Below are 23,903 nucleotides of genomic sequence, written 5' to 3'. Positions count from 1 at the left end.
CTTAACGATCTTAAAAAATGTAAAATTATAAAATCTAACGCCAAAAAGCCGGAGAAATAATCTCCGGCTCTCTTAAATCTCTAGTTTTCAATTTCTAAGGTGGTGATTACTCAACTTTCTTTCCGTCTTTATCAAGATTGAGTGTAGACGTTTCCTCTCCTTTTTTTAAAGAAAGTTCATAGAATTGCGAGTTATCTTCTTTGGTAACCAAAAAAGCACTTGTCACCTGCCATCCGGCGTAAGTATCACCACCCAAAGTGGTTTTAATGGCTTCAGGCAAATCTTCCGGTTTAACAGCAACTTTTTCCTGAGATAAGGTTACGACTGTATTAAGGTGTTGGACTGTACCGGCCTGAACATTTGCAAATGATATAAGTGTTAGCGCAATGGCTGATATGATTAGCTTTTTCATGATCTTGATTAGTCAAATGTTTACTACTTAACGTATTTTACATGTGATACCTACCATAATGATGCCAGAGCAAAATTTTTCTCCAAAAACCTATCTGGGAATAAGTAGAGATCATAACGTGTAATTTTTTCAATATTTTGCCGCAACACTTTGGAGAAAATTAGGTCAATAAATAAATTTATTGTGTCCAACTTAAAAAACTTCTATTTTTTTTAAGAAAAAATTTCAAAACGTATTGTGCTGATGAACACAATTTCTATATTTGTAGAACTACTTGTAACAAGTAACGAATAATCTCCACAAAATCCATTAAAATCGTGAAATATCCAAAAATGTTTCCCGTTGCTGCCTTGTCCGAATAGTTTTACTCAACGTTACCTTATCCGTTAGTCATCTTGCATGAAAGGCCTGGGAACAGGTCTTTTTTGTTATATGACTTCCAGCTATTCTATAAAACATCATTCTTAATAGCCCGGTAAAAGCGATAAGCTACTAACTTCTGCATTTTTCAAAATAAAATATAATAATTTTCACTTCAAGGGAAATATTATACAACTATCTGAATAAAAGAGTATTACACACAGTAAAGTTTCAAAAAATTGCAATATACGCAGTTCAGTTTTGAACTATTTTATATTTTCTTTTTCATCCGCTCTGATCTATAGCAAAATTAAGCCCGTATGTTTTTCCAGATTGTCTTTCGATGGGCGAAAGGAAACATAAACCTTTTTTGTTATGAACAGAATTATTAATTCACAAAACACTTCCGATAAAGAAGAACAAAAAGTGTCATCAAAAGTTGACAGACGTTCTTTTTTGATGTCAGCAGGGATTGCGGCATCCGTAGGAGCAGCAATGGTAGCTTGTTCTAAGGATCATGAGCCAACCCCTGGCACAGGTACAACAGTCAATCTGGGAGCAGGTGACGTTGGTGTACTTAACTATGCATACGCACTGGAACAACTTGAAGCAGCGTTCTACATTCAGGTTATTGACACTCCTTACGACAATATGTCTGCGGAAGAAAAGACAATTCTTACTGACATCCGCGATCACGAAGTTATTCACAGAGATTTCTTTAAAGCTGCATTGACAGCTGCCGCTCCTTCTCAAATTATTCCGGGACTTACCCCTGACTTTTCGACAGTTGATTTTAAGAGCAGAACTTCTGTACTAGGTACTGCAAAAGTGTTTGAAGATACAGGTGTTGCTGCTTATAATGGTGCAGGAAATCTGATTAAAACTGCTGATTATCTTGTTTTGGCAGGTAAAATTGTTTCAGTTGAAGCTCGTCACGCATCTGTGATTCGTGATTTGATAAACAAAAATACTGCTGATTTTGCTGGTGATGATGTGGTTGATACAAGTGGTTTAGATAAAGCTATTGATCCTGCAACTATTCTTGCTGCGGTTCAGAAGTATATCAAAAATCCGATCAATGGATCAAACGTGGGTAAATAATTTTCAACACAACTTCAATTTCAGAAACAATGGATATTTTCAAAATAATTGACGAATTAACTAAAATTGACGGAGACGCAGTGGGCCGCATTGAGCATGCTTCGCGCCGTCATTTTATGAATCGTGTAAGCAGCAAACTAGCTACGGTTGCAGCACCGATGGTTTTCGGTACGATTCTTAACAAAGCATATGCACAATCTGCGGCGGCAGTTGATGTATTGAAATTTGCTTTAACTCTGGAATATCTGGAGGACGCTTTTTATAAAGAAGGTATTAAAGCGGGTAAAATCCCTGCACAATATCTTACCTCTATAACTCAGATCAGCAAGCATGAAGCGCAACACGTTGCATATCTTGAAGCAGCAGTTGGTAAAATGACATTGAGCTATGACTGGACATACGGAGGAAAACTTACAGATACCTTCACTAATTTCAGCACGTTTATCACTGTTGCCTGCGCTTTGGAAGATACTGGTGTTCGCGCATACAAAGGTCAGGCTGGTGCATTGATGATGGATCCGGCTATTCTTAAAGTTGCTCTTCAGGTACATTCTGTTGAAGCACGTCACGCTGCACAGGTTCGTCGTATTTTTGCAGTAGTAAATTCATCAGCAGCTACAAAAGGCTGGATTACTGGAAATCAGTCTCCAATACCTTTGGTACAGGCTGTTTACGATGGTGAAGAAAACCTTACTCAGGGTGGAGTAAATCTTAAAGGCTTAGCAGGAAAATCGGATGCGGCAATTTCTGAAGCATTTGACGAAACACTGCCAAAAGCGACAGTTTTAGCAATTGCAGGACCGTTCTTTAAGTAAGATTTAACAGCCTGTTGAACATTTGCACACATTTTGCTTGAAAAAGCAAAGTTCTGATTCATTGGGTTTATAATATTATAAAGGTTATCCGGCTACGGGTAACCTTTACTTTTGTTTAAGGCAGCCAGTATCTGACACTTGTTAACATATATATATTTATTCCTGAATAATATTATATGTGAGCCTAACATGTAAATTTGTGAATTACCTGAATCCTGAACTATGAAATTTGCTTTTGACAGACGCGGCTTTTTAAAGAAAACCAGTCTTGCAGCAATCACTGCTGCCCTGGGAAGTGAAATTGTTTTTGCTGATAAACTTCCAAGGAATTACATTCCCTTAGTTTTTGATGAGAAAGATGCTTTAAAGGGAAAAAATCCCGATATGATCGTACAGGGAGACAAACCCTGGAATGTCGAAACGCCGCTTTATCTTTTGGATGATAAAGTGACGCCAATAGATAAAATGTTTATCCGAAACAACGGACTAATTCCTGAAAAGGTTGATGTCAAAAACTGGACGTTAACAATTGACGGAGAATCTTCAAAGTCAACTAAAACCTACACTCTGGAGGATTTAAAAAAACGTTTCAAAACTTATACATACCAGCTTGTATTGGAGTGCGGCGGAAACGGACGTTCCGGTTTTCAGCCGCAGACTTCAGGAAATGCCTGGGGACAGGGAGCTGTACATTGCGCGCAGTGGACTGGTGTCCGTTTGAAAGACATTTTGAATGATGTCGGCGTAAAAAGTGATGCTGTTTACATAGGATATCATGGCAAAGACATTCACCTGAGCCGTGATCCGAAAAAAGAATCCATTTCCCGGGGCGTTCCTATTGCCAAAGCGATGGAAGATGAGACGCTTATCGCCTGGGCTGTCAATGGCAAGGACATTCCCGAGTTTCACGGATATCCTTTACGCCTGGTTATCGGCGGATGGCCGGCTTCGGTCTCAGGAAAATGGTTAAGTTCTATCTCCATCCGGAACAAAGTCCACGATGGTGCAAAAATGGATGGGCATAGTTATAAAATGCCAAAAAATCCGGTTGCTCCCGGCCAGGACGTACCGCAGACGGATGAATATTTTAAAATTATAGAATCGATGCCGGTTAAGTCGATCATTACTTATCCCAAAACTGGTGCAGTATTAACCCCTGGTACGGAATTACCGCTACGCGGGCATGCATGGGCGGGTGATGTCGCGGTAAAAAGCGTTGACATTTCGATTGATTTTGGTGCTACCTGGCAGAATTGCAAACTGGAAACTCCGGCAAACCGGCTTGCCTGGCAGCACTGGAATACAAAAGTAAAATTACCCCAAAAAGGTTATTATGAAGTTTGGGTACGCGCAACAGATGCCAAGGGCGTTTCACAGCCAATGATTTCTCCTGCATGGAACCCGGGAGGATATTTGAACAATGCCTGTGAGCGAATTGCTGTGAAAGTGGAGTAAGGCTTGGGTTTGGGAAGAACTGATCGCTGGTTCATAAAAATATAAAACATGAAATTCCTTTTAATTATACTTATTGGTTTCTCCATTTTAGCCAGCTCTTTTACGGAAAGAACTGACAATGGCTCCATACCTTCAAGTTTTGCCGCGGTGAGTGATACGCTGAAAAAAGACAAAGAAACCGGGCTAATTGTGGATAAAGACTTGTTTATGGTGAAGGCACAATGTACAAGCTGCCATTCGTCAAAACTTATTATTGCCAACCATTTTACAAGAGACGGCTGGAAACAAAAAATACGATGGATGCAGGCCAACCATAATTTGTGGGACCTGGGAGAAACCGAAAAACAGGTTCTTGATTATCTTGAAAAGTACTATGCTCCTACTCAAACAGTTGCACGCCGCGAAGCTCTGAAAGATATTAAATGGTATAAACTTGAAGTAAAGTAATCTGCTTTTTTATAACCCGGGACATTTAAGAATGGCTATCTTTAAAGTCTCATCTGTTATGAATTAATACGCGTGTCAATTATTTTACAATCAACTTACAGAATAAGAACCGCTTACATTTTCGTTCTTATTTTCATCTTTGCTTTGCCTTCTTTTGGCCAGAAAAAAGCAAAACTAATTTATCCCAAAGGAACAATTACCACAAGTGATGTCCTTCCTCAGGTTCTAAAAGCAGAGGTAATTGGCATACAGGACGGCGACACCATTGAACTTAAATTTGTTTTTACCGGAAAAAAAGCCGGACATCGTAAGGATATGCCGTTGAGAATACGTTTCCTGCATGTGAATAGTCCAGAACGCGGGAAGCCATACTATAAAGTAGCCAAGCAGTTTACCTCCGATTTGTGTTTCAGAAAAGTAGTGCAAATAAGGCATGAAGGCAATTTTGACCGCTATGGAAGGTTGCTGGGAGAATTGGTTTTACCAGACGGAAAAGTTCTCAATAAGGAGCTTGTCAAAAAGGGCTATGCCGTTCACTTCAAAAAATATTCCTCAAGTGCCGAATATTCAAATCTGGAAATTCAGGCCAGGAATAAAAAAATTGGGATTTGGAGCTTAGAGCAGGTAAATTTGGGTAAACTCTGAAACATCAGTCAAAATAATATGAGTTCGCAGGCGGCACTTTTCCGGATACTTTTTCATAACGAAACTTTATTTCATACACATGAAGAAAGAAGTAAAGTTGTTATAAAAACCGATAAACCGGTAATTGATACAGTTTCGCAACCTGCTGTAATTGTAAAGAAAGCATTGCCTATTCAGGTTGATACAGAACCAGTTGCCATCACTGCTCCTAAAACCCCAACGCCCGATCCGGTAATCGAATTCCCGACTTTAAATCATAAAATTTTAATCTTAACAGACGAACCAAAGCATAAGGAAATGCTGGCTTCTGAATCGCTGTTTTTGGATAATATTTTAAAGGCTGTCAAATATTCTGTTAGCAATGCCGACATCATTAATTTCAGTTTTTTACCTGGAAAGGATGCCAGAAACGTGCTTAAAGAGAAAAAGACAAATTACTTTATTACATTCGGAGTTCCACTGATTAAACTCAATCTGGATTTGCTGCTTGTACCTTACACGCCAAAGCTGGTGGAAGGTATCTGGTTTCTTTTGACAGATCCTCTTGTAGTAATTGAAGCAGATCGTGACCTTAAAAGAAAACTCTGGCAGGCATTACAAAAAATATTTGAAAAAGCCTAGTTAAGAGCAACTTACCTTATTTTCTGACCGATCATCACAATAATGTAGGTTACTTCCCTGTTTTCATGGATAATCGCAGGCTAATCTATGAAAACGCTATGGCCAGACTCACTGAATACCTTTCCTCCTTTTTCCGTACGTCCAAAGCCGACGAGGAACAATACTATGACGACGAACCTGTAGAAACCAATGTACCCCAGGCTGGTTTCGCCGATGTTATGCCTCTGCAAAACCATTCTGTATACATCGAATCGCAACCGGTTTCGGAAGTTACCATTCCCTACTGGCTTGAAGATGAAGATACATTGAGAGACGAAGGTGTTCTTTTTGGCTTATCAGAATCCGACCCAACGGAAAAGACCGACATCATTCAAAAATATTTTTCTCATCTGGCCGCTGAACCTATCAGCCAGATTGAGCAGCATAATGAACGGATTCAGGAACTCAATCTTTTTATCGGCCAAAAAACGAACCGGATCCAAGAACTGAAAGACAAACTCAATACGAATACCATTGCAAAAACAGAATCTGACCATCACCTGCCCCGCACACTGATTGGCCTGGCTTTATGTGCTGCAATGTGTGTTGGGAACTTTTTTTTGATCCGTGAATCGCTCCGCCCGGTTTTTACTGAAAGCTCCTGGATCGCACTTGGAATATTTCTGGCTGGGATGTTTAGCCTTTTTGGCAGGATATCGATGTTTCATGATTCAGAATCGAAGGTAACCTGGCGTCCGCTTTTGGAAGAAATTGGTCTGCCTTTTGCGGCAGCGCTTTTTGTTTTTGCCAACGTACTTCCCACACAGAGCTGGTTACAGGCAGGTGCTCTATTCGTATTTATCTTTTTCCTTTTTCTATTCGCAGGAAAACTTTTCCTGAGCAATATTACGGTTCTCCGCAACGACCTTCAATCCTGGGTGGGAACCATTCGCAACCGCAAACAGTTTGCTGATGATGCTGCCAACTGGGAATCCGAAGTGCTGGATTTACAGGCAGAAGTGGATGAACTGCGTGTAAAAAAGTGGCAGGTGTTACGTGAACAAAGTACGGCAGAAACCGAGCGGGATCGCATCAATGCCCGCCGCGATATGCTGGTTAAACTTTTCGAAAGTGAGTTTTTTCTTGCAAGACGCATGAAAAATCAGCTGACCGGAAAACAACTGAACTATATTCAAAAAGGAGGCCAATAGTAACCGGGCACATTTTAGCTCATTCTCCTGTTCAATCATTCTCTCATTCAAAATTTAAATAATATGGACGAGCAAAATCCCAACCAGAACGGTGACTACCAGCACGGTTACACCAGCGGAATAGAAGGACTGGATCGGCAGTCGTACGAAACATATTTATCCAGCAATGTTAATCATGACTGGGTTAATGACCATCTTAATCAGAAAAGAGAACAGCTTAATACCATCCGTGGTAAACATCAGGAAACTGTAAACAAACAGAAGCTTTCTTTTGATAAATTGCAGGAAGAGCTAACCGGCCTGGATCGCAGCTCACGCCAGGTTCAGGAACTTGAAAAAACGGTTGCCTCAATCGACTCTGAAACCGAAGTTTTAAAACAAAAAAGAAAAGATAAGGGACCGTCATATTCCCTGATAGCCGGTCTTATCTTTCTTGCTGCCGGTATTTCTTTTATAGCTGGTGACCTGATTATCTCCCACGAAATAGTCGCCTACGCCCTGAATATCCGCAACTCAAACGAAGCCTGGGCATTTGCAATTGGCCTTGCCATGCTATCGGTCTTACTTAAACCGGCATATGACCGGCTGATTGAGGAACCCTATCACAATGAGGATACGCAGAAAGCCAAGTCCCGTTATGCAAAATTTAAGCTCATTCTGTCTATTTTTGCAATCGTGACCCTGATTGTATTAGGCTGGTTCCGTTATGAAGCTTACCGGACTGACAAGCTGAAAGAAGCGATTAACAAGTCGGTCAAAAACCTTCAGTTGAATGCGGTCGATCCAATGACCGGTGCACCGATCAGCAGCCCGGAACTTACTAACAAAATCGAACAGGCACTCAAAAATTCTGATCAGCTGAATCTGGATCTGGTCAACAGTCCATGGGCGTTACTTTCATTCGTATTGAGCGGTGTTTTGTTTGCCATTGCCGGTGCGGTTTCTCTCGGTATGGCATTGCCTGTCTTACAAGGATTTTGGTACCGATGGCTCCAGATTGATCCGAAGCTCTGGCGTTTGCGACGGAGACGTAAGAAAACCATGAAACAAATGGAGCCGTTTTTAAATACTTTGTCCAATCATCGTACACAGAAAAATATTCTTGAAAACGAGCTTTCCGTACTTCCATCCCGGGAAGAATTGAAAGAAGATGAAAAAGAGATAATTGCTGCCATAGATAAACTTGAAGAAGAGCGCAGACAGGCGCTGACTGAAAGTAGAGTTCATTCTTTCGGAGACGGTTATGCTCGTGGGCAGGTTACCCGTGAGGTCATGAATGAAGAAGAATATGATTCTTGGCGAAATCGTCACCTGACCGTATCTGATCTGGCTATGCGTGCAAAATCAAATGCCTCATCTGACAGAGCGGTTACAAGGGCAAGAAGCAACGGAATGCGTCCGCATCAGGCGATCCGTAAAGCGATCACAGATCGCTTCGATGAAAACAACTCACAATGATTTTACTTAAATTGGGGGTTCAGATCTTTTTAGGATACCAATAATATGATTTTAACCCCCAATTTAAGAATTGTTCCCTGCGACGATACCCTTTTCGATGCCATTCGAATGGGCAACAATACCCTCGCCCGCGTTATGGGTGTGAACGTCCCAAAAAAGTGGACAGAATTCCGCGATACTTTTACCCCATCCTATCATCGCTGGAAAGCACATCCTCCTCTTCGTGAATGGTGGGTTTACCTCATAATACACATTCCGGAAAATCAATTGATCGGATCCTGCGGTTACAAAGGCGAACCTGATTCAACCGGAATGGTTGAAATCGGTTATGAAATTATGCCTTCTCACCGTCTTAAAGGTCTCGGAACGGAAACTGCACATGGGCTTGTAAAACATGCCTTCACCAAAAGCGGCGTACATAAAGTGGTGGCACACACCCTCGCCGAAGAAAATGCTTCCGGTCACATACTTCAAAAAGTAGGTTTTGTTCAAACAGAAGACGTCAACGATCCTGATGAAGGTCCTCTCTGGCGCTGGGAAATTAAAAAACCTTGTTGAAACCGCCCGTTGACACCTTTGAAATCACTGCAAATCTTATTTTCATAAATTAATTGCACTGTTTTTATAAATTTTTATCTTAATTTATTGTTTAATATAAAGATACCCTAAACAATAACCTGTACTGACCGTAATTATGATGTCCATATCAAAAGATACATATCCCTGGCTGAAACATTATCCTGAGGGCATTCCTTATGAAATCGATCCGGATGCATATACTTCGCTTTTGGATCTGATTGAAACCGGTTTTGAAAAATATCCTGATAATGCTGCTTATACCAACATGGGTAAGCAGATCACGTTTAAAAAACTAAGTCAGTTATCCGGTGATTTTGCTGCATATCTGCAAAGCGTCGGCTTGAAAAAAGGAGACCGTATCGCGATTCAAATGCCTAATGTGCTGCAATATCCAGTGGTGATGTTTGGTGCGCTGAGAGCCGGACTGATAATCGTTAATACCAATCCGCTTTATACCTGCCGCGAAATGCAGCATCAGTTTAACGACTCCGGTGCAAAGGCAATTGTGATTATGGCCAACTTCGCTGCCAATCTGGAAAAAATTCTGGATAGTACGGTCATTGAACACGTCATTGTTACTGAAATTGGTGATCTGCTGGGTTTTCCCAAAAAGCTGATTGTTAATTCAGTGGTTAAGTATGTAAAGAAAATGGTTCCTGCTTACCATATTTCAAAAAGCGTTTCCTTCAACAACGCTCTGGAAACAGGTGCAGGCGTAACTTATAAGCGACCGAATATTTCCGGTATCGATGTAGCTTTTATCCAGTATACCGGAGGAACTACTGGTGTTTCCAAAGGAGCCATGCTTAGTCACCGTAATCTGGTGGCTAATGTGGAGGGCGTTAATGAATGGCTGATGTCAAAAATGCGAAATTCTGATCATTCAGGTTCGTTAACAATGGTGGGTGCATTGCCTCTGTACCATGTTTTCGCAATGACTATCAATGCCCTTTGCGGGATCAAATGGGGCGCTCTTAATATTCTAGTCACCAATCCAAGAGATATTCCGGCTTTTGTAAAAGAGCTAAAAAAATACAAAATTAATATTTTCCCGGGTCTCAATACCCTTTTTAACGGCTTGCTGAACAACCCTGATTTCAAGGATATCGATTTCAGCGGATTGAAAATAACCATTGCCGGAGGCATGGCCTTGCAAAAAGTAGTTGCCAAACGCTGGGAAGAAGTCACAGGCTGTGTGTTGGTGGAAGGATACGGTCTTTCTGAAACATCTCCCGTGTTATCGGTAAATCCTCTGGACGGAAAGCATCATCTGGGAACAATCGGTCTTCCCTTTCCGAGTACGGAACTTCGCATTTTAAGGGACGACGACACCTGGGCCGAACTTGGAGAAAAAGGAGAAATCTGCGCTAAGGGTCCGCAGATCATGCTTGGGTACTACAACCGCCCTGACGAAACGGTTAAAGTTATTTTTGAAGATGAAAACGGTCGCTGGTTCCGGACAGGCGACATCGGGATTGAAGACCCGGACGGTTTTTTCAGGATCGTAGACCGTAAGAAAGATATGATCCTGGTATCGGGATTTAATGTATATCCAAATGAAATTGAGGATGTCGTTGCACAATGTCCCGGTGTTCTGGAAGTTGCCTGCGTTGGGATTCCTGATGAAAAAACGGGAGAACTTGTGAAAGTTTTTATCGTAAAAAAAGATCCTGAACTGACAGAAGAAAAGGTAAAGGCTTTTTGCAAGGAAAACCTGACTGCTTATAAATGTCCGAAAAAAATTGAGTTCAGGGCAGAATTGCCTAAAACAAACGTCGGTAAAATTCTTCGAAGAGCGCTGAGAGAAGAAGAGTTGGCTAAGACAAAATAGCTTTCTTTTTAAATTTACTTCAAAGGTCCGGATGTCCAATCCGGGCCTTTTTATTTAGTCTTCTGCTTCATATTTATCAAATCAATTACACTAAAGCGCCACATTGGAATGACCTTTATGTATATTTAACCAAACAAGTATATAAACCTTGAAAGTAAATAATTATGAATCTACACCGGAAAACCCTGGTATTACTGCATGGTCATGGCGCGGATGATACAATCTGGGACAATCTTGATGCTGCGTTAAACGAATATTTTACTATTGTCAGACCCAACATTTCACTTTATACATCCAGTCAGTCTGTTGAGGAATATGCCGAAGAAGTACATCGCTTTCTGACCAATGCAAATATTAATAAATTCACGCTGATTGGTCATTCAATGGGCGGTTATATTGCGCTCGCCTTCGCTGAAAAATATCCTGAAATGCTGGAAGGTTTTGGTTTATTTCATTCAACAGCCTATGCGGATGATGAAGCAAAAAAACAGCAGCGCGAACAAACCATTGAACTATTAAAAAATCACGGAACCGAGGCAGTTGTGAAAAATACGGCAGGTAACCTGTTTGGAGAAAGGTTCAAAGAGTTACATCCTGAACTTCTGCAAAAACACATTGAGCGTTATGGAAAACTACCGGCTCAGGCTTTAATTTCAGGGATCGTAGCAATGAAAAACCGTCCTGACAGGACTTCCGTTCTGGCTGACATGCCATTTCCCGTTTTGTTTATTATCGGTATGCAAGACAAGCTTATTCCTTTTGAAAGCTGTATCAGTTTGTCGGAATATCCTAAACAAAGTTACCCGTTTATTCTGGCAGAAGCTGGTCATATGGGTATGATAGAACGCCCCGACGCTACATCCAGAATGATAAACTGGTACATGAATAAAATTTCTTCTAATTAAAGTTAATATTTTGATCTAAAACGGGTCTGTATTCGTTAGCTATAACTGAATACTGACCCGTATCTTTTCAACGCTATGCAAGTTTCTAAATCTATTATTTCATTTCGTAAAATTTACATTTCACTTATCTGGTGTTTACTTTTCCTGAGTGCATGTAATAATGATAATAAGGTCACCCCCGATCCGGATGAGACACCCCTTCTGGTAAGCAGTACGCAGGTTGGGACTATTTCAAAAGAAACAGTAATTCAAACAGCAGCCGCTCAGGACCAGGCATTAAAGCTTTTCGCACAGCTTTATGTAAAAAATGGTGTAAAAACTTACCGCATCACTTATAAAACAAAAAATACCGACGGAGCCGAAATCACGGCTTCAGGCGCGCTAATCGTTCCTGTTACGAGTCAGGCAGCTTCGCTGATCAGTATTCAGCACGGCACAATTAGCTCCGATGCAGAAGCCCCGTCCAATTATGGTGTAAACTCGGAAAGCACCAGCCTTGGAACACTGTTTGGTGCACTTGGATATATTGTGGCTTACCCGGACTACATCGGTTATGGCGCTTCAAAAGATTATCCTCATCCGTACGAACACAGGGCTTCTCTTGCTTCCGCTTCGCTGGATATGTTACGCGCATCTAAGGAGTTTTTAAAAAATCAGAGCGAGGTGAAGTGGGATGAAAAATTATATATCGGAGGTTATTCCGAAGGTGGTTTCGCAACAATGTCTCTTCAAAAGAAAATAGAAGAAGAAGCTTCCGCCGAGTTTAATTTGAGAGCTTCCAGCTGCGGTGCGGGTGCTTATGATAAAACCGCTTTTATGAATGAGGTCGTTAACAACACTACGCATGGTATCGCAAATTATAACAGACTGTATCTGTGGGTCATGTTAACTTATGACCGGATTTACAAAATCGGCAAACCGGCCTCATATTACTTTAAAGAACCTTACGCGACGCAAATTGGCACATTGGGAACAGGTTATTCGATTGCGCAGAGTTTCAATACGATCCTGACCGATTCATTTAAAAAAGCTTTGAACGACGGAACTGACAAAAGCTTTGTGGATGCAGTGGCCGATAATAATGTTTATAACTGGAAGCCGAAAACTCCGACCCGTTTATATCATGGAGATAAAGATCCTTTGGTTTTTTACTTCAATTCGGTCAATGCAGTTACGGCTATGAAAAAGCTTGGAGCACCTAACGTTGAACTGATCACAGTTGCAGGAGGAACCCACGCTTCTTCTGTTACGCCCTTTCTTTTGGGAACATATACCTTCTTTACCGAGACGAAGTGATTTTTATCAATTATATTTGTTGTCCATTAAATGGATAGATTAAATATGTTTTTACAAAAATCGATTGCCTCCAGGCACTCTACAACTAATAAAAACGTGAGAAAAAGTGATTTACGATGTTGCTGTATAGCAATCGTAAAATCTGTTTCTTAATAATCTCACGTTTTCAAATTTTAAAATGTCTTCACTTCTTGATTTAGTTGGCAATACGCCTCTTGTTGAATTAACGCATATCAATCCGAATCCTCTTGTAAAACTTTACGGTAAGCTGGAAGGTAATAATCCGGGCGGCAGCGTCAAAGACCGCGCGGCATATAGTATGATCAAAGGAGCACTGGATCGGGGAGAAATTCAACCGGGCACAAAACTCATTGAAGCAACCAGCGGAAATACCGGTATCGCCCTGGCAATGATAGCGCGTTTGTTTGGCGTTGAAATTGAACTGATTATGCCTCAGAATTCCACACGCGAACGGGTGCTGACGATGGAGGCTTTCGGTGCAACAGTAACACTTACTGAAACCATGGAAAGTGCACGGGATTATGCAGAAGATAAAGCGGTAAAAAATGGCTACTTTATGTTAAACCAATTTGCAAATCCTGATAACTGGAAAGCTCATTACAATACAACCGGCCCCGAAATCTGGAAGGATACGGATCAGCAAATCACACATTTTGTTTCCTCTATGGGAACAACAGGAACCATTATGGGTGTGTCGAGGTATTTGAAAGAACAAAACGAAAACATCCGGATTGTGGGATGTCAGCCAGCTGACGGTTCGAGCATTCCCGGAATAAGAAAATGGCCGGAAGAATATCTGCCAAAAATATTTGATAAAAAACGAATTGACCGGGTAATAGAAGTTACGCAGGAAGATGCTACAAATATGACCCGTAGACTGGCAAAAGAAGAAGCAGTTTTTGCCGGAATGAGCAGCGGTGGCGCAGCATGGGCGGCAGTAGAACTTGCGAAAGAATTAACTTCCGGCGTCATTGTATTTATCATCTGCGACCGGGGAGATCGCTATCTTTCAAGTGATTTATTTGGTTAGCTGTTAGCTTCCGGGGTTTAGCTATCAGCCATAATTCGCTTAAATGTGAATTTGCTGAAAGTTTTTTCATTAGCGGTCAACTGTCTGCTAAAAGCTGACAGCTAACCGCTAATAGCTAATCAAAACCAGCCCGATCCAAGATTACGGAACGGCCAAGGAATAGCTGCAAGAATGATAACCAATGCCATTGCATAAAAATAAAGCACGGTGCGATGTTTGTCAGCACCTTCCAGTTTTTTGGAACGGACACGCCCTACGGTGATCAGCACAATCGCTATAAGCATCATAAAAACGTGCTCAATAGAATAAAACCGAAAAACCTTATTGCTGATCAGACTAAAATCCACTTTCGGGCTCATAAAGTAAAGTATCAGGCCGATCAAAAGCTGAGTATGCGTGGCAATCAGTGCAAAAAGATAAATTTTGCTGTCTCCCTGTTTGTTGCTCTGCCAATTGGAATATGCAGCAAAAACAGCTGCGATAAGTAATCCTAATACTACATACCGCAGGCCCGAGTGGGCACGTAAAAGAATATTCATAAAGGTAAAACGAGTTATGGTGAACTTGTGAAAGTATACAAAGGTAAGTCTCAAAACACCTTCTCCCAAATGTAATCAGTCCCGAAATCAGGTATAGAGGGAATTCAGAATGCTAAAATTATAATTGCAATATTTGCAGTAAGTATAAAAAATTAACGAATACAAGAAATGATTATTTTTAACATAACAGTCAATATCAGTTACGCTGCTGAAAAAGAATGGCTTGCTTACATGAAAGAAACTCACATTCCGGAAATTTTGGCGACAAAACTTCCGTTGGAATGTAAACTACTTCGTCTTTTAACGGAAATTGAAAACGAAGGCTCAACCTATACGTCACAATTTTTATTTAGGACTATGGAGGACTTTTTGGCGTACCAGACAAATCACCAGTCTGAGCTTCAGGAGAAACACCATCAGAAATTTAACGGACAATACGTATCATTTCGTACACTTTTGGAAGAGGCCTGAGCTAAAACGTGCATCAGCTGAATGTTACGAATTAATTCAAACAAACCTCGTCCCGCACTTGACTTTAAGGTATTAATTTTCTTTATTTAATATACCATTCGTCCTGGCAGTTGCCGGAAAATGCATCGGTTTGTACTATTTCATGACCTGATACATACCGTCGCAATCTTCGGGTATAAATTTTGTGACGAATGGTTTAAAGTAATGTTTTACCTTAAACCTAAGTGCTTATGAGACTGCAGATGCAAGCAATTCACTTCGATGCTGATCCGAAATTATTATTATTTATCCAACAGAAACTGGATAAACTCGATACGTTTTATGACAGGATTACAAGTGGAGAGGTATTTTTGAAATTAGACAAGAGCGATAACGCTAAATTACATACCAAACTTTTAGAAGTTAAACTTTACGTACCCGGAGGAACCGTTTTCGTAACGGAAAAAGGAACAACGTTTGAAGAAGCAACTGACCTCGCAGTAGATACATTAAAAATGCAGGTTATCAAATTTAAAGACAAGCGCAGCGCTTCGAGGGCAGCCAAACCTGTTGACGGAGTAGTGGATGATGAAGAAGCCTCCATCGCTGTTATAGCCGACGAAACTGAAGAATAATATTCATATCATATATATGAAAGGGAAGTTGCCAGAGCGGCAACTTCCCTTTTTTTGTACCTCTTCGGTTGCAGGAAACCGATATTTAAACGATTTTTGAAAAAAAGAAATACATAATTATGAATATAGAACCAGTAGTAAATTCCTCATTTGAGCATCTGTTTAAGTTTACTCAGGATGAGGTTGTACGCTTTGCAGAGCTGACCGGCGATAACAATCCGCTGCATCTGGACGCTGAATATGCGGCCACAACTAATTTTAAGCGGCCAATTATCCATGGTATGCTTGGAGCAACAGTATTTACCAAAGTACTGGGAACACAATTCCCCGGATTTGGATCCATTTACCTAAAGCAAAGCCTGGAGTTTTTGCGTCCTATGTTTGTTGAAACCGATTATAAAGCTGTTTTTACAATTAAGACAATACAACCTGAGAAACACATTGCCGAAATTTCCACCGAAATTTTTGATGTTAACACTAAGAAGGTAGTGACAAGGGGAATTGCAACGATGATCAACGAAAAGCTTTTCTAAACAGAAAGCCCGGTTCTGACGAACCGGGCCCAAAATTTTGGTGTGCTTTAAAATACTATTCTGCAGCGTTTTTCTTGTTCTGAACTTCAGAACGTATTTCCTGAGCAAGTGTTTTCAGATCCTGCATGCCTTTACGTACACGTGTACCAGCAGCCTGGTTTTCCTTGTTGTAGAACTTATCAAAGTCACCTTCCAGGGAAAGAATCAAGTCTTTTACTTCATCAAATCGTGCCATGTTCTTTATTTGTTTTTTTAGTTTAAAAATGCCCAAAACAGGCTAGAAACGCATGTTTTGCCCGAAATTTAGTAATTAAAAACATTACCGCAATCCAAAAAACAAAAAAAAACACTTCTATAATGCAATTTAATTTTGATATTTTTACAACTACTTAATAATCAGATGTTTAAAATAAAAATATTTATTTAGAAAAAACACAAAAAAAGAGACATTTTTTTCAAAATGCCTCTTGAACGCAAAAAATGCATATTTTATCTATTCAACAACCTCCTGCACATCTTCAATTTGATACACCCGGTTCTTTAATTTATCTGCCAGGGTAGTAAATGCATTCAATGTATATTCAACATCTTCCAGCGTATGCGAAGCTGTTGGGATGATACGAAGCATAATCTGCCCCTTAGGCACTACCGGGTAAACAACGATTGAACAGAAAACACCCATGTTCTCACGGAGGTCACGAACCATGCGTGTTACTTCGGGCACCCCGCCTTCGCTGTGTAAAAATACAGGCGTTACCGGTGATTCTGTTGAACCGATGTTAAAACCACGACTCCGCAGACCATTCTGCATTGCTGCTACGTTTTCCCAAAGTTTTGTTCTCAGTTCCGGATTTGATTTTAATATTTCCAAACGTTTCCGTCCTGCCTCAACATAAGGCATAGGCAAAGCTTTGGCATAAGTCTGGGACCGCATGTTGTATTTCAGGTACATGATAATCTCAGGATCGTCGGAAGCAATAAAACCTCCGATGGCCGCCATGGATTTTGCAAACGTTGAAAAATAAAGATCAATTTCTTTTTGCACCCCAAGCATCTCACCTACGCCGGCACCGGTTTCTCCCATTGTACCAAAGCCGTGGGCGTCATCAACAAGTAAACGGAACTCATATTTTTGTTTAAGTTCAGCAATGGCTTTAAGATTACCAACCTTGCCGGACATTCCGAAGACGCCTTCTGTAATTACCAATACGCCTCCGCCCTTTTCATTGGCCAGTTTGGTTGCACGTTTCAGGTTTTTCTCCAGGCTCTCCATATCGTTATGGTTAAACTTGTAGTATTCGCCCAATTTTGCTTTGTGCAGCCTGATTCCGTCAATGATACATGCATGAGACTCTGCGTCATAAACAATTACGTCGCGGTAATCACAGATACATTCAATGGCTGACATAATTCCCTGATAACCGTAGTTTAAAAGGAAAGAATCTTTTTTTCCTACAAATTCAGCCAGTTCCTTTTCAAACTCCTCATGCTGGGTTGAATTTCCCGACATCATCCTTGCTCCCATCGGATAGGCAAGCCCCCATTTCGCTGCTGCATCAGCATCCGCTTTTCTTACCTCAGGATGGTTGGCCAGCCCCAGATAGTTATTCAGACTCCAGTTCAGCACTTCCCGTCCCATAAAACGCATACGCGGCCCCAGCTCGCCTTCAAGCATCGGAAATGAAAAATAGTGATGGCTGTTCAGCATTTTGGCAGGATTGCCGATAGGCCCGGAGTTGTTTTGCAGTTTCTCAAAAATATCCACTCGCTTCTAATTTATATGGGTAACCAATGATTATATATGTTAGATAAATGCAAAAATAAAAAAAATTACATTACCTTAATAATGACTTCGTCGTCAAGCAGTTCGTAAGTTAGTAAAATAATAAAAAATACTGCTTTAAATAGCAATCATAAATTCCACAGTTTACCACTATCCGTTCTGTTCTTCATGTCGTTAATAAAAAAGATACTGGTTGCTAACCGGGGGGAGATCGCTTTGAGAATAATGCGTACAGCGCGTGAAATGAACATTTCAACGGTTGCAATTTTTAGTGAAGCCGATAGGAAGTCGCTTCATGTGCGCTATGCAGACGAGGCTGTTTGCATTGGTCCTGCTCCTTCGGCTGAGTCCTATTTGAGGGCTGATAAAATTATTAAAATTTCTAAGGAATTAAATGTGGATGCAATTCATCCCGGCTACGGATTCCTCTCAGAAAATGCTGATTTCGCCGGACAGGTGAAAGAAGCCGGCCTGATCTTCATAGGACCATCCGCACACGCCATTGAGATTATGGGCAACAAACTCGCTGCAAAACAGGCAGCAGGAAAGTATAACATCCCCATGGTTCCCGGCACTTCTTCTGCAGTAACCGACCGTGTGGAAGCAAAAGTAGTTGCTGCTTCCATCGGATACCCTGTTTTGATTAAAGCGAGTGGAGGAGGTGGCGGGAAAGGGATGCGGGTTGTGGAGAATGAAGCAGAATTTGATGAGCAAATGGATCGTGCCGTGAGCGAGGCGATTTCTTCTTTCGGAGACGGAGCTGTTTTTATCGAAAAATATATTACTTCCCCAAAGCATATCGAAATACAAGTACTTGGTGATCAGCATGGAAACATTATTCATCTATTTGAAAGAGAATGTTCTATACAAAGACGGCACCAAAAAGTAATAGAAGAGGCACCATCAATTTCGGTTACTCCTGAAATCAGGGAAGCGATGGGCAGGTGTGCCATTGATGTGGCCCGCTCATGCGGTTACTACGGAGCCGGAACCGTTGAGTTTATCATGGACGAACGCCGTAATTTTTACTTTTTGGAAATGAATACCCGGCTTCAGGTTGAGCATCCGGTTACAGAACAGATTACCGGGGTAGACTTGGTGAGACAGATGATTAAAATTGCAGAGGGAGAACAGCTTGCTATCAGACAGGAGGATTTATTCATCAAAGGCCACGCCGTCGAAGTACGCGTTTATGCCGAAGATGCATCCAATAATTTTTTGCCGGATGTGGGAAAGCTCGAAACTTACGTAAGGCCTCAGGGCAACGGTGTGCGCGTTGATGACGGTTTTGAACAAGGTATGGAGATCCCGATATATTATGATCCCATGATTGCAAAACTGATTACATACGGCGAGAACAGGGAAGAGGCAATTTCAAAGATGACCAGGGCAATCGACGAATATCAGATTTCAGGTGTTCAGACAACACTTGAATTCTGCCGTTTTGTGATGCAGCACGAAGTGTTTGTAAACGGAACATTTGATACCAATTTTGTTAATCAATTTTTTACTCCTAAAAATCTGCTGAAACAACCTGATACCCACATTTTGCAGCTTGCTGCATTCATGACAGCCAAAATTTCTGCTGCGGGGGATATAGCCAGGCCTACTCAAATGGAACCTGATGCTGCCATTGTATCAAAATGGCGAGCGAGGAAGCTGAACAGCAACTAAATCCAACAATTCCTTAGGATTCTTTCCGAAACTTTCCTACTTTTGCGGTCTTAATTTTTTGCAAATTCAGATAATTATGTGATTTTGTTAAAAATTAAATTGAAATAAAGTATTCAAATTGATATTTGTTCTTGTTGTATTGTGCAATACGGTCATTTGAATCTTATTTTTTTGTTTAAACAGATTACTTGATAATACCAATATAACTGTCACATTTGGCCGCCCCAAGGTCTGAACGACTATCGACTTTCACTGAATAATCAGCTATGAAGCTATCCGAATTTAAGTTTGACTTACCTCAAAGTCTTATTGCACTTCACCCATCCGACCGCGGCGAATCACGCCTTATGGTTGTAAACCGTAAAACAGGAGAAATTGAACATAAAATGTTTGCCGATCTGATCAATTATTTTGATGACGGCGACACAATGGCAATCAATGATACCAAAGTTTTCCCTGCCCGCCTTTATGGTCAGAAAGAAAAAACCGGTGCAAAAATTGAAGTTTTTCTTTTGAGAGAACTCAACAGGGAAATGCGTTTATGGGACGTTTTGGTAGATCCTGCCCGTAAAATCCGTGTTGGTAATAAATTATATTTTGGCGATAGCGACCTGGTTGCTGAGGTAATCGATAATACTACTTCCCGTGGACGTACTATCCGCTTTTTGTATGATGGTAATAACGATGAATTTATGAAACTGGTGGATGAACTTGGCGAAACACCGCTTCCTCCGGAAATTATTTCCCGTCGTAAGGTTGAAACTGCTGACCGTGAACGTTTTCAGACTATTTTTGCTGAGCACGTTGGAGCGGTTGCAGCACCAACAGCCGGTCTTCATTTTACAAAAGCAATGATGAAACGCCTTGAAATTAAAGGTGTGAACTTTGCTCCGGTTACACTTCACGTGGGTCTTGGTACTTTCCGTACAGTAGACGTGGAAGATTTAACCAAACACAAAACAGATTCTGAAAATTACAGGATTTCACAGGCCAGCGCCGATATTGTTAATGCTTCTATTGATGCAAAAAAACGTGTTTGTGCAGTTGGAACTACATCATTGAAGGCAATTGAATCATCTGTTTCTGCGAGCGGCCATTTAAAGGCAGTTGAAGGCTGGACAGATAAATTTGTTTTCCCTCCTTACGATTTCAAAATAGCTAACGCAATGTTGTCTAACTTCCAGTTACCTGAATCCATTCTGCTGATGTCGGCATGTGCCTTCGGGGGATTTGACTTGGTTATGAAAGCTTACGAAATGGCGATTAAAGAAAAATACAAATTCTTCACCTATGGTGATGCGATGCTGATCATCTGAAAATCGTTTTAAAAATATATTTTTGTCACTTACCACCAGGCATGTAAAACGCTCCTGAAAGTAAGTGACTTTTTTTATATCATTTAACACAACTTCTATGCAGGAATATGTGATCATAGTTGCAGGCGGATCCGGAAGCAGGATGAAGAGCAACATCCCTAAGCAGTTTATTGCTGTGAACGGACTTCCAATACTGATGCACACAATCAATGCATTTAAAAGTTATTCGTCCAATATATTTATTAACGTAGTACTTCCTAAAGAACAATTAACGTCTTGGAAAGAGCTCTGCATGGAATACGGGTTTGAAACAGATCATCAGTTGGTGGTGGGTGGTGAAACACGTTTTGATTCAGTAAAGAACGGTTTAGGCCATATAAGCGGAGAAGAAGGATTAGTCGCTGTCCACGACGGAGTGCGCCCGGTAATCAGCACAGAGATTATAAAAAACAGCTTTACAACAGCGCTTATCTCCGGAACTGCGGTTACGGCAGTCGCAATGAAAGATTCCCTACGGCAAATCAGTGCAGAAGGTAAAAATACTGCACTCGATAGAAGTTCTTATCGGTTGGTACAGACACCCCAAACTTTCCGTCTGGACTGGATGCGAACTGCTTTTTCTCAATCCTATCAACCAACATTTACGGATTGTGCCAGTGTGTTGGAATCAGCCGGATATTCTATTCATCTGATAGAAGGCGCTTATGAAAATATTAAAATCACTACCCCGGAAGATCTGCGCTGGGCAGAAATTTACCTCATAAAGAATACTTAAAACAGGTATTTCAAATACCCTGAGTAAATTGGACTTATGTCAGAATATGAAAATAAACGATTTAGTCAATCTCCGGCTTCATAATCAGCTAATCTTCCACCACCCTTTTAAAAAAGTTAAAGATGTGGTCTCGTGGCTTGGTGCTGTACAGGCTCAGGACTACGCCGGGGCCAAATGGTCTTTGGGTCTTCGCGCTCCAGCTCATTCTGAAGAAGATATTGATAAAGCAATATCAGAAAGATCTGTCGTTAGGACCTGGCCTATGCGGGGAACGCTTCACTTTATTGCTTCGGAAGTTGTCCACTGGATGCTTACTTTACTTACACCACGGATCATAAAAGGAGCTGCCGGCCGGTATCGTCAATTGGAATTGGATGATAGTATTTTTAACAAAAGTTATGATCTTTTATCCAAAGAACTGCAAGGCGGAAAACAGCTTATGCGAAGTGAGCTTTATGCCTTACTGGAAAGCAATGCTATTTCTACAACTGGCCAGAGAGGCATTCATATCATAAATTATTTAGCACAAAAGCAGTTGTTATGCCATGGAATACATAACGACAAACAGGCTACTTATGTACTTTTAGATGAATGGATACCTGTTTCAAAGAAGTTGTCAAGAGAAGAAGCATTGGCGGAAATTGCCTTAAAGTATTTTAAAAGTCATGGCCCGGCGACACTGCAGGACTTCATCTGGTGGACCGGATTAAAAGTAACCGATGCGAAAGAAGGACTAAACTCTGTACTTGATCAGCTTGAATCTTTTATTATTGATCAAAAAACCTATTGGATGGAACGTTCTCTACCGGACCTGGTAAATACTTCCCGCCCGTCAGTTCATTTGCTACCCGGTTTTGATGAATATATGCTGGGTTATACCGACCGTACTTTGGTTGTTGACCACATACATCTGCCCAAAATCGTCCCCGGAAATAATGGGATGTTTATGCCGACCATTGTAATTAATGGTAAGATTGAAGGACTTTGGAGAAGAACCTTAACAAAGGAGAAGATATTACTCGCACTACTGCCTTTTACGAAGTTCAGCAAAACCACATTGAACCAAATTGAAATCGCTGCAAAAAAGTATTCAGCTTATCTTGGTATGGATTTGTCGGTACAATAAGGTATCATCTACAAAAGAATAAAAAATTCTGTTTTGGACTGTACAATTTTGTGACGCTCATTATTTTGTCTTCTATTTTTTTTTACAATCCTAAAAACTTGTAGAATGAGAAAAGGAGACAGAAAAACAAAAAGAGGTAAAATTTGGTTTGGTACTTTCGGGAAATTACGCCGTCCTTTGGAAAACGAAAAAAGGCCTGAATCTGACGTTCCAGATAAACCTGCAAAAAGCTATTAAAGCGAATGCCTTTCCGGGTTATGCAGATTTGGAGAAGCTCAAATAGATTTACCTAAACCATAACAGAACTTACTTATAGCTATAATAAAAAAAGAATCAAAAAACAGATTCGACTGTTGTTTGACTCTTTTTCTTTTGGGAAACAGGATTCGAACGCCAGCCGGCACCCTATGGTCCCAAACCAGATTTCTTCCCTGTTTCAATAGTGTCGGGGAGACAGGATTCGAACCTGCGACCCTCTGGTCCCAAACCAGATGCGCTACCGGGCTGCGCCACTCCCCGAAGAAAATAAACCCTATTTCTATTAATATAAAACTTAGGGTCTCTACTTAAAGCAAAAAAGCCACCCTTTTCAGGATGGCTTGATTTGTAATAGTATTGTGGCGGCTACCTACTTTACCAGGTTTGACCCAAGTATCATCGGCGGTTCTGGGCTTAACTTCTCTGTTCGGGATGGGAAGAGGTGAACACCAGGCCAATAGCCACCAACAAGATTTTCTGTTGGTTTATCAACAATGTCTTTTGAGTTTCAATGATTAACATTGAATTTCATGTCATATTGGAAGTAGAAGAGATAAAATAAAGAGATTTAATGTGCAAGCTGTTGGGTAATTAGTACTGCTCGGCTGAATATATTTCTATACATACACCTGCAGCCTATCAACGTCG

At 40.9% G+C, this 23,903-nt stretch carries 25 protein-coding genes, 1 tRNA gene and 1 rRNA gene; 21 read left to right on the top strand and 6 right to left on the bottom strand.

Annotation, left to right across the window (positions count from 1 at the left end):
* Positions 1-106: 106 nt before the first annotated feature.
* Positions 107-412 carry a hypothetical protein gene (locus E0F88_RS20555; protein WP_131960164.1) on the bottom strand — a complete coding sequence of 102 codons (306 nt, stop codon included), beginning with the start codon at positions 410-412 and terminating at the stop codon, positions 107-109.
* 735 nt (positions 413-1,147) lie between these two features.
* Between E0F88_RS20555 and E0F88_RS20550 the strand changes: the two genes are divergently transcribed.
* The 13 genes from E0F88_RS20550 (at position 1,148) to cysM (ending at position 14,166) form a co-directional block, all read left to right on the top strand.
* Positions 1,148-1,873: a ferritin-like domain-containing protein gene (locus tag E0F88_RS20550; RefSeq protein ID WP_131960163.1), complete on the top strand. Its 726-nt coding sequence runs from the start codon at positions 1,148-1,150 to the stop codon at positions 1,871-1,873.
* A gap of 29 nt (positions 1,874-1,902) precedes the next feature.
* A complete protein-coding gene (locus E0F88_RS20545; protein WP_131960162.1) occupies positions 1,903-2,688 on the top strand; it encodes a ferritin-like domain-containing protein in 786 nt (261 codons plus the stop codon).
* Between the two features lie 222 nt (positions 2,689-2,910).
* Complete coding sequence (locus E0F88_RS20540; protein WP_131960161.1) at positions 2,911-4,143, top strand: sulfite oxidase; 1,233 nt, start codon at positions 2,911-2,913, stop codon at positions 4,141-4,143.
* Between the two features lie 48 nt (positions 4,144-4,191).
* On the top strand, positions 4,192-4,590 hold the full coding sequence (locus tag E0F88_RS20535; protein WP_131960160.1) for a hypothetical protein: 399 nt from the start codon (positions 4,192-4,194) through the stop codon (positions 4,588-4,590).
* Between the two features lie 72 nt (positions 4,591-4,662).
* Positions 4,663-5,235 (top strand): thermonuclease family protein, encoded by a 573-nt coding sequence (locus E0F88_RS20530; RefSeq protein WP_229213848.1) that lies wholly within the window; start codon positions 4,663-4,665, stop codon positions 5,233-5,235.
* Positions 5,236-5,253: 18 nt separating this feature from the next.
* Entirely contained in the window at positions 5,254-5,856 is a 603-nt protein-coding gene (locus E0F88_RS20525) for a hypothetical protein (protein ID WP_131960159.1), read from the top strand.
* A 98-nt stretch (positions 5,857-5,954) separates the two neighbouring features.
* Positions 5,955-7,046, top strand: coding sequence for a hypothetical protein (locus tag E0F88_RS20520; RefSeq protein ID WP_131960158.1), 1,092 nt, complete (start codon positions 5,955-5,957; stop codon positions 7,044-7,046).
* A 63-nt stretch (positions 7,047-7,109) separates the two neighbouring features.
* Positions 7,110-8,504 (top strand): hypothetical protein, encoded by a 1,395-nt coding sequence (locus E0F88_RS20515; RefSeq protein WP_131960157.1) that lies wholly within the window; start codon positions 7,110-7,112, stop codon positions 8,502-8,504.
* Positions 8,505-8,549: 45 nt separating this feature from the next.
* Positions 8,550-9,062, top strand: a complete 513-nt coding sequence (locus E0F88_RS20510) for a GNAT family N-acetyltransferase (RefSeq protein WP_131960156.1) — start codon at positions 8,550-8,552, stop codon at positions 9,060-9,062.
* Between the two features lie 136 nt (positions 9,063-9,198).
* Entirely contained in the window at positions 9,199-10,914 is a 1,716-nt protein-coding gene (locus tag E0F88_RS20505; RefSeq protein ID WP_131960155.1) for an AMP-binding protein, read from the top strand.
* Positions 10,915-11,078: 164 nt separating this feature from the next.
* On the top strand, positions 11,079-11,819 hold the full coding sequence (locus E0F88_RS20500) for an alpha/beta fold hydrolase (RefSeq protein ID WP_131960154.1): 741 nt from the start codon (positions 11,079-11,081) through the stop codon (positions 11,817-11,819).
* 75 nt (positions 11,820-11,894) lie between these two features.
* Positions 11,895-13,115, top strand: coding sequence for an alpha/beta hydrolase family protein (locus E0F88_RS20495; protein WP_131960153.1), 1,221 nt, complete (start codon positions 11,895-11,897; stop codon positions 13,113-13,115).
* A 178-nt stretch (positions 13,116-13,293) separates the two neighbouring features.
* Complete coding sequence (gene cysM / locus E0F88_RS20490) at positions 13,294-14,166, top strand: cysteine synthase CysM (protein WP_131960152.1); 873 nt, start codon at positions 13,294-13,296, stop codon at positions 14,164-14,166.
* 119 nt (positions 14,167-14,285) lie between these two features.
* On the opposite strand, the gene E0F88_RS20485 is transcribed toward cysM, so the two are convergent.
* Positions 14,286-14,705, bottom strand: a complete 420-nt coding sequence (locus E0F88_RS20485; RefSeq protein WP_131960151.1) for a cytochrome B — start codon at positions 14,703-14,705, stop codon at positions 14,286-14,288.
* Positions 14,706-14,873: 168 nt separating this feature from the next.
* Here E0F88_RS20485 and E0F88_RS20480 point away from each other — a divergent pair, with 168 nt between their 5' ends.
* From E0F88_RS20480 to E0F88_RS20470, 3 genes are all read left to right on the top strand, one after another.
* A complete protein-coding gene (locus E0F88_RS20480; protein ID WP_131960150.1) occupies positions 14,874-15,176 on the top strand; it encodes a DUF4286 family protein in 303 nt (100 codons plus the stop codon).
* Positions 15,177-15,406: 230 nt separating this feature from the next.
* Positions 15,407-15,790, top strand: a complete 384-nt coding sequence (locus tag E0F88_RS20475; protein ID WP_131960149.1) for an HPF/RaiA family ribosome-associated protein — start codon at positions 15,407-15,409, stop codon at positions 15,788-15,790.
* Positions 15,791-15,909: 119 nt separating this feature from the next.
* Positions 15,910-16,323, top strand: coding sequence for a MaoC family dehydratase (locus E0F88_RS20470; protein ID WP_131960148.1), 414 nt, complete (start codon positions 15,910-15,912; stop codon positions 16,321-16,323).
* 55 nt (positions 16,324-16,378) lie between these two features.
* Here the strand turns inward: E0F88_RS20470 and E0F88_RS20465 are convergent, their stop codons facing one another.
* Both E0F88_RS20465 and E0F88_RS20460 read right to left on the bottom strand, forming a co-directional pair.
* On the bottom strand, positions 16,379-16,558 hold the full coding sequence (locus tag E0F88_RS20465; protein ID WP_131960147.1) for a BF3379 family histone-like protein: 180 nt from the start codon (positions 16,556-16,558) through the stop codon (positions 16,379-16,381).
* 258 nt (positions 16,559-16,816) lie between these two features.
* Positions 16,817-18,088, bottom strand: a complete 1,272-nt coding sequence (locus E0F88_RS20460) for an aminotransferase class I/II-fold pyridoxal phosphate-dependent enzyme (protein ID WP_131960146.1) — start codon at positions 18,086-18,088, stop codon at positions 16,817-16,819.
* 186 nt (positions 18,089-18,274) lie between these two features.
* Here E0F88_RS20460 and E0F88_RS20455 point away from each other — a divergent pair, with 186 nt between their 5' ends.
* The 5 genes from E0F88_RS20455 to E0F88_RS20435 all read left to right on the top strand — a co-directional run bounded on the left by E0F88_RS20455 (position 18,275) and on the right by E0F88_RS20435 (position 23,234).
* Positions 18,275-19,780, top strand: a complete 1,506-nt coding sequence (locus E0F88_RS20455) for an acetyl-CoA carboxylase biotin carboxylase subunit (protein WP_131960145.1) — start codon at positions 18,275-18,277, stop codon at positions 19,778-19,780.
* Positions 19,781-20,046: 266 nt separating this feature from the next.
* A complete protein-coding gene (queA, locus tag E0F88_RS20450; RefSeq protein WP_131960144.1) occupies positions 20,047-21,096 on the top strand; it encodes a tRNA preQ1(34) S-adenosylmethionine ribosyltransferase-isomerase QueA in 1,050 nt (349 codons plus the stop codon).
* A gap of 97 nt (positions 21,097-21,193) precedes the next feature.
* Positions 21,194-21,871 (top strand): 2-C-methyl-D-erythritol 4-phosphate cytidylyltransferase, encoded by a 678-nt coding sequence (locus E0F88_RS20445; RefSeq protein WP_131960355.1) that lies wholly within the window; start codon positions 21,194-21,196, stop codon positions 21,869-21,871.
* 46 nt (positions 21,872-21,917) lie between these two features.
* Positions 21,918-22,997: a winged helix DNA-binding domain-containing protein gene (locus E0F88_RS20440; RefSeq protein WP_131960143.1), complete on the top strand. Its 1,080-nt coding sequence runs from the start codon at positions 21,918-21,920 to the stop codon at positions 22,995-22,997.
* A 105-nt stretch (positions 22,998-23,102) separates the two neighbouring features.
* Positions 23,103-23,234 (top strand): 30S ribosomal protein THX, encoded by a 132-nt coding sequence (locus E0F88_RS20435; RefSeq protein WP_131960142.1) that lies wholly within the window; start codon positions 23,103-23,105, stop codon positions 23,232-23,234.
* A 208-nt stretch (positions 23,235-23,442) separates the two neighbouring features.
* Here the strand turns inward: E0F88_RS20435 and E0F88_RS20430 are convergent.
* Positions 23,443-23,516, bottom strand: a tRNA-Pro gene (locus E0F88_RS20430).
* Positions 23,517-23,612: 96 nt separating this feature from the next.
* Positions 23,613-23,724: ribosomal RNA gene (gene rrf / locus E0F88_RS20425) — 5S ribosomal RNA — on the bottom strand.
* Positions 23,725-23,903 lie beyond the last annotated feature (179 nt).

The organism is Dyadobacter psychrotolerans, from assembly GCF_004349265.1.
In the GTDB taxonomy this organism is placed as follows: Bacteria; Bacteroidota; Bacteroidia; order Cytophagales; family Spirosomataceae; genus Dyadobacter; species Dyadobacter psychrotolerans.
The sequence above is the reverse complement of the archived record's forward strand: the minus strand, read 5'-3'. Positions and strand labels throughout refer to the sequence as shown.